7 protein-coding genes are annotated in these 6301 nt (G+C 74.3%); 3 read left to right on the top strand and 4 right to left on the bottom strand.

Going from position 1 to position 6301, the window contains the following annotated elements; all coding sequences use genetic code 11:
• Positions 1-1301, top strand: a 1301-nt coding sequence (locus VR44_RS34135; RefSeq protein ID WP_045951524.1) for a D-alanyl-D-alanine carboxypeptidase/D-alanyl-D-alanine-endopeptidase, incomplete at its 5' end; no start/stop codon positions are given.
• 6 nt (positions 1302-1307) lie between these two features.
• On the opposite strand, the gene VR44_RS34130 is transcribed toward VR44_RS34135, so the two are convergent.
• Positions 1308-1799, bottom strand: a complete 492-nt coding sequence (locus tag VR44_RS34130) for an FBP domain-containing protein (RefSeq protein WP_045951522.1) — start codon at positions 1797-1799, stop codon at positions 1308-1310.
• A gap of 113 nt (positions 1800-1912) precedes the next feature.
• Between VR44_RS34130 and VR44_RS34125 the strand changes: the two genes are divergently transcribed.
• The gene (locus tag VR44_RS34125) at positions 1913-2482 is read left to right on the top strand and encodes a TetR/AcrR family transcriptional regulator (protein ID WP_045951521.1); all 570 of its coding nucleotides are present in this window, start codon (positions 1913-1915) and stop codon (positions 2480-2482) included.
• On the top strand, positions 2431-3708 hold the full coding sequence (locus VR44_RS34120; RefSeq protein ID WP_094192096.1) for an SGNH/GDSL hydrolase family protein: 1278 nt from the start codon (positions 2431-2433) through the stop codon (positions 3706-3708). Before VR44_RS34125 ends, VR44_RS34120 begins: the two co-directional genes overlap by 52 nt.
• On the opposite strand, the gene VR44_RS34115 is transcribed toward VR44_RS34120, so the two are convergent.
• The 3 genes from VR44_RS34115 to VR44_RS34100 form a co-directional block, all read right to left on the bottom strand.
• Positions 3690-4268 (bottom strand): hypothetical protein, encoded by a 579-nt coding sequence (locus VR44_RS34115; protein WP_045951520.1) that lies wholly within the window; start codon positions 4266-4268, stop codon positions 3690-3692. The genes VR44_RS34120 and VR44_RS34115 overlap by 19 nt on opposite strands.
• Positions 4269-4420: 152 nt before the next feature.
• Complete coding sequence (locus VR44_RS34110; RefSeq protein ID WP_245692736.1) at positions 4421-5599, bottom strand: agmatine deiminase family protein; 1179 nt, start codon at positions 5597-5599, stop codon at positions 4421-4423.
• Between the two features lie 102 nt (positions 5600-5701).
• A partial coding sequence (locus tag VR44_RS34100) for an amino acid permease (protein ID WP_045951517.1) occupies positions 5702-6301 on the bottom strand: 600 nt, incomplete at its 5' end.

The raw sequence follows: 6301 nt of genomic DNA, 5'->3' as shown, positions 1-6301 counted from the left end.
GGACGGGCCACCGGTTCGTGACCCCCGTCTACGCCGTCGGGAAGCGCAGCGCGGGCACGCTGACCGGGGACCTGGTCCTTGTCGCCCAGGGCGACCTCACCCTGGGCGGGCGGACGCGTCCCGACGGGACCGTCGCCTACACCGACCTCGACCACACCTACGCCAACGACTTCCCCGGCGCCACCCTCACCCCGGAGAACCCTCTGGCCGGGATCGACCAACTGGCCCGGCAAGTGCGCGAGTCGGGCATCACCCGGGTGGACGGGGAGGTGGTCGTGGACGGCCGGCTGTTCGCCGCCGACCCCGTCCTCGACCCCACGCCGACCCCGCTGATCGTCAACGACAACCTGATCGACCTGCTGACCACGCCCGGGGACCGCGCGGGTGCCGGGGCCCGGCTGGACTGGCGGCCGAAGGTCGCCCCGTACGAGGTGACGTCCACGGTGCGGACCGTGGCGGCCGGGAAGCCCACGGCGGTCACCGTGACGGCGGACGAGGGCGGTACCCGGATCCGGCTGTCCGGCACCATCGCCGCCGGCTCCGCTCCGCTGCTGCGGACCTCCCCGGTCACGGACCCGGCCGCCTTCGGCCGGACCGCGCTCATCGAGGCGCTCGGCCGGGCCGGTGTGGAGGTCCGCGCCGCCGCGACGGGGGCGAACCCCGTCGGCCGGCTGCCGCATGACTACCGGGGGGACCCGCGGGTGGCCGCGTACACCTCACCGCCGTACGAGCAGTACGCCAAGCTGATCCTGAAGGTCAGCCACAACCTGGGCGCCAACCTGGGCATCTGCCTGATGGCCGTCGCCGCCGGCAGCCGGCAGTGCGCGGACGGGTTCCCGGTGCTGGCCGGCTTCCTCGGCCGGGCGGGGGTCGACCGCGGCCAGGTGGAGCTGATGGACGGCCGGGGCGGCAACCCCGCCGACCGGGCCACCCCGCAGGCGCTGGTGCAGATGCTGGCGTACTGGCAGCGCGGCCCGGACGCCCGGCTCTTCCGGGAAACCCTGCCCGTCCTGGGCGTCGACGGCCTGCTCGCCGACAACTGCCGCAGCTGCCCGGCACGCGGGAAGGTGTTCGCCAAGACCGGTGCGGCCGTCGGCGGGGACTCGCTGAACGGCCGGTTCGCCGTCGGGGCCATCACGATCGCCGGATACCTCGACCGGGGCGGCGGCCGCTTCGACCCGTTCTACGCGGGCGTGAACGGAGCGTCGACGGCGAACACCGACCCCGCGGGCATCCTGTCCATCGGCAACGACCTCGCCCTCGTCGCCGCCGCCCTCCAGGAGGCACCCGGAGGACCCTGAGACGGGTCAGGCGGTCACCTTCGCGAGGAAGGCGGCGAGGTTCTCCACCGTCCGGCCGACCTTCTCCTCCAGCGTGAGCGTCTCGTGGAGCCGTGCGCCCGGCCCCGATTCCTTGATGCCGCGCACGTACAGCGAGCAGGAGAGGTCGTCGCACATGTAGACGCCGACCGAGTTGCCCTGTTGCCCGGCCTTGCCGGCCTTCGGCGCGACCATCAGGGACACTCCCCCGTCGTGGCCGGTCATGCAGATCCGGCACATGCTGCGTCGCGCCTGCCCGGCGCCCGCGGTGGGGCGGCGCAGGGCGAGGGCACTGACCCGGCCCCCGGCCTCGGTCACCAGGTAGGCGCGGCCCGGGGACTGGGGGTCGCTCCAGCCGAGGTAGTCCAGGTCCGCCCAGGGGCGGTCGGCCAGGTCGCGCGGGACGGGCAGGCGCTTGGCCTCACCCTTGGTGCAGTTGACGAAGGCGGCGCGGATCTCTTGTTCGGTCAGTGGCTTCATGGGACGCACGCTAATTTGCCTATATGCTTTAGGCAAATGATTAACTGCTGTAGGCACGCGGTGGGTGGCGCCTGGTCCGCCGGCCGCGGGAGGCATGAGGGACGGGACGGGGCATGGGCCGGATCGGGTTGACCACGGACCGCCTGGTGCGGGCCGGGGCGGAGCTGGCCGACGAGGTCGGCTTCGAGCAGGTGACGGCCTCGGCGCTCGCCCGCCGGTTCGGCGTCAAGGTCGCGAGCCTCTACTCGCACGTGCGCAACTCCCGCGACCTCAAGGCGAGGATCGCCCTGCTGGCCCTGGAGGAGCTCGCCGACCGGGCCGCCTCCGCGCTGGCCGGGCGCGCCGGCAAGGACGCCCTGACCGCCCTGGCCGACGTCTACCGCGACTACGCCCGCGAGCACCCGGGCCGCTACGACGCCTCCCGGTTCCGGCTCACCCCCGAGGAGGCCGTCGCCGGCGCCGGCCGACGGCACTCGGAGATGATGCGGGCCGTCCTGCGGGGATACGACCTCACCGGCCCGGAGCAGACCCACGCCGTCCGCCTCCTCGGCAGCGTCATCCACGGCTACGTCAGCCTGGAGCTGGCCGGAGGCTTCAGCCACAGCGCCCCCGACCCACAGGAGAGCTGGTCATGGACCCTCGACTCCCTCGACACCCTGCTGCGCACCCGGGCGGCCCGGTGACACCCCCGGCCGCCCCTCCCCTGACCACGCCCGTCACCGCGGACCTCCTGCGCGGGGCCCTGGACACCGAGCGCACCGGACGCGGCCTGCTGCCGCACCGGCTGCCCGCCCGGGCCCGGGCCCAGAACACCGACGGGCAGCTCGCCCTGGCCGAGTCCCAGCCGTCCGGCGTACGGCTGGCCTTCCGCACCGCGGCGACCGTCGTGGAGCTGGACACCGTGCCCGTCAAACGGGTCTACGCGGGCGCCCCGGCCCGCCCCGACGGCGTATACGAGCTCCTCGTCGACGGCCGCCCGGCCGGGCGGGCCGGCGCCTCGGGCGGCGACACCCTGACCATCGACCCGGCCACCGGCGCCACCGCCCACCGGACCGGACCGCCCGCCACCCTGCGCTTCGCGGGCCTGCCCGGCCGGATGAAGGACGTGGAGATCTGGCTGCCGCACGACGAGACGGCCGAGCTCTCCGTCCTGCGCACCGACGCCCCCGTCACCCCCGTGCCGGACCGCGGCCGCAGGGTGTGGGCGCACCACGGCAGTTCGATCAGCCAGGGCTCCGGCGCGGCGGGCCCCACCGCCACCTGGCCGGCGCTCGCCGCCTCCCTCGGCGGGGTGGAACTGGTCAACCTGGGCCTGGGCGGCAGCGCGCTGCTCGACCCGTTCACGGCCCGCGCCCTGCGCGACACCCCGGCCGACCTGATCAGCCTCAAGCTCGGCATCAACCTGGTCAACACCGACCTGATGCGGCTGCGTGCCTTCGGCCCGGCCGTCCACGGCTTCCTCGACACCATCCGCGAGGGCCACCCGGCCACTCCGCTGCTGGTCGTCTCGCCGCTGCTGTGCCCCATCCACGAGGACACCCCGGGGCCGACGGCCTTCGACACCGCCGCGCTCAGTGCGGGGAAGCTGCGGTTCCGGGCTGCGGGAGACCCCGCCGAGCGCGCCTCCGGAAAGCTGACGCTCACCGTCATCCGCGAGGAACTGGCGCGGATCGTACGGCAGCGGGCGGCCGAGGACCCGTACCTGTACCACCTCGACGGCCGCGAGCTCTACGGTGAGGCCGATGCCGCCGGACTGCCGCTGCCCGACGCCCTCCACCCGGACGCGGACACCCACCGCCGGATCGGCGAGCGCTTCGCCGCACTGGCCTTCGCGGAGGGCGGACCCTTCGGTCCGGGCGGCGCCCCCGGGGATCGGGCGCGCCCCGCCGGTCAGCGCCGGCCGGTGTAGTGGCTCAGGCGGGAGCGGGCCTCCTTCTCGGAGATCCCGAGGCCGGTGCCGATCGACTCCCACGACAGGTCGTCGGCCTCGGCGATGTAGGCGGCGTCGCGGGCCACGCTCCTGGTGACGCGTTCCAGTGCGGCCACGGCCTTGAGGGCGGCCACCGGCGCCTGTCCGGCCAGGTTGTTGAGCTGGTCCTCGAGCCGCTCCAGGAGGTCGGCCAGCACCGCGGGCAGCGGTACGGTGCGGGCCTCGACCTCGTCGAGGTGGCGTTCCCAGTCGTCGCGCGGCCCGTCGATCACCTGCTCGTACAGGCCGGAGGGGTCCTCGCCCCCGAGGTCGATCGGGTAGTGCGCGGCGCCGCGCCAGCCACAGGCGCACGCGGCGCGGGCGGCGGCGGCCCGGGGCCGGTTCAGAATGCCGTTGTAGGCCCACCACTCCCGCGTCTGGCGGAAGCCGGAGCCGTTGCCCGGGTCCAGGCAGACCGGGCCCGGCTCGGTACCGTCCGCCAGGAGCGCGCCGGCCCAGCCCTCGTGCGAGGCCCCGAACTCCTCCGCCGTCCACCCCATGCCCACTCCCCGTCAGCCGTCCCGCGCGGCCGGCCGCCGGGGCGGTGGCCGCATGTCCTCGCCCCACCCTGCCCACATCCGGAAGGGGTCAAGCGGCACCCTGGGGCCGGTTCGCGGCGCGCGGGGCGCGCGCCGCGAACCGTGCGCCCCGGTCAGCGGGTGCGCGGCACGTGCTGGGTGACGCAGTGGACCCCGCCGCCGCCCCAGGCCAGGATCCTGGCCGGGGTGCCGACGACCTCGCGGCCGGGGAAGAGCGGCCGGAGCCGGTCGAGGGCCGCGGCGTCGGCCGCCGCCTCCCCGGACTGCGGGACGATCACCTGGGCGGAGGTCAGGTAGTAGTTGGTGTAGCTGAAGGTCTCGACCATGAGGCCGTTCTGGCGGAAGTGCGGCTGCTGCTGCATCTCCACCAGTTCGAAGCGGCGTCCGCAGGCGTCGGTGGCGGCGTCCAGGACCGCCTTGTTGGCCGCCATCCGGTCGTGGTTGGGGCTGCTGGTGTCGGGCTGGGTGTGCAGGAGGATCCGGGCGGGGCCGAGGTAGGCGGCGACGAGGTCGATGTGCCCGTTGGTGATGGTGTCGTTGGCCAGGCCGTACGGGAGCCAGATGAGCTTGGTCGCCCCGTAGGCGGCCAGCAGGGTGGCCTCGATCTGCGCCCGGGTCATCGTGGGGTTGCGGTTGGGGTTGAGCAGGCACTCCTCCGTGGTGATGAGGGTGCCCTGGCCGTCGGTGATGACTGAGCCGCCCTCCAGGACCATCGGCACGTCGCGGCGTTCCACGCCGAGGTGGTCGCAGACGCCGACCGGCAGGAGGTCGTCCTTGTCGAACGGGTACTTGCCGCCCCAGCCGTTGAAGCCGAAGTCGAGTCCGATCCGGCGGGACCCGGCGGCGTTGAGGGCGAAGATGGGGCCGGTGTCGCGCGTCCAGCAGTCGTTGACGGGGTATTCGACGACGGTGACGGTGGGGCCGCACTGGGCACGTGCCTCGTCGGTGTGTCCCGGTTCGGCGAACATCAGGACCGGTTCGGAGCGGGCGATGGACCGGGCGATGCCGGCGATCTCGGCCTGGACGTCGGGCAGCAGGGATCCCCAGCCGTCGGTGCGGTCCCAGGGCCAGGACATGACGCAACAGGAGTGGTCCTCCCACTCGGCGGGCGCCGTGTACTTCTCCGCGGATGCGGTGGACGAATCGGTCGTCCCGGCGGCCAGGGCGCGGCCGGCGAACAGGGTGGCGGCGGTGGCCCCCAGCGCGGCGGCGCCGAAACCCCGCCGGGACAACGACGGCATCGACGCTGCCGAGGACATCGCGGGGACCGAGGGCTTTGCTGGCAGGTTCATGACATAGCTCCCGAGGGATGGGTGTGCGGGGACGGAGAGGAACAAGGAGGGTGGTGGGTGGTCCGGGGGCCGGCCGCGGCCGGGCGGGCCCCCGGAAGGCGGTCAGGAGAGCCCGGCCGCCGGTTCGCCGGAGCGGTCCGGGGACGTGCGCGCCGCCTGCGGCTCCAGGGCGCGCAGCTTCTCCTGGGGGCGCCGGACCAGCAGGTAGAGCAGGCCGGCCGTGATGACCACGCCGGTGCCCAGCAGACCGGCCCAGATCTGGTACCAGGGGGCGCCGGGCGGGGCGAGGATCGCCCGCGGCCAGCAGACGTTGGCCACCTCGAAGGCCGTCCACAGCACGGCGAGCACGTTCAGGAAGGTGCCCTTGCGGCCCAGCCGGATGTGCCCCGAGGGCACCCAGGTGCCACGCAGCCGGGCGACGAGCGCGGCCAGCGAGACCAGGAAGAACGGCAGGAACGTGGCGGCCGTGCCGAAGGCGATCAGGCTGCCGATGGCGGTGGCGTTCAGGCCCAGGAACAGGGCGGAGCAGCTGACGGCGGTGGAGGCCAGCAGGCCGCCGATCGGGGCCTGCCGCCGGTTGACCCGGCGCACCTGGCCGGAGAAGGGGAAGACGCCGTCACGGGCGAGGGAGTAGACCCCGCGGGCCGCACCGCCCTGGGAGGCCATGGCGCAGGCGAGGAAGCCGACGAGCACGACGAAGAC

The sequence above is a fragment of the Streptomyces katrae genome (assembly GCF_000966975.1).
GTDB classification, from domain to species: domain Bacteria; phylum Actinomycetota; class Actinomycetes; order Streptomycetales; family Streptomycetaceae; genus Streptomyces; species Streptomyces katrae.
The sequence above is the reverse complement of the archived record's forward strand: the minus strand, read 5'-3'. Positions and strand labels throughout refer to the sequence as shown.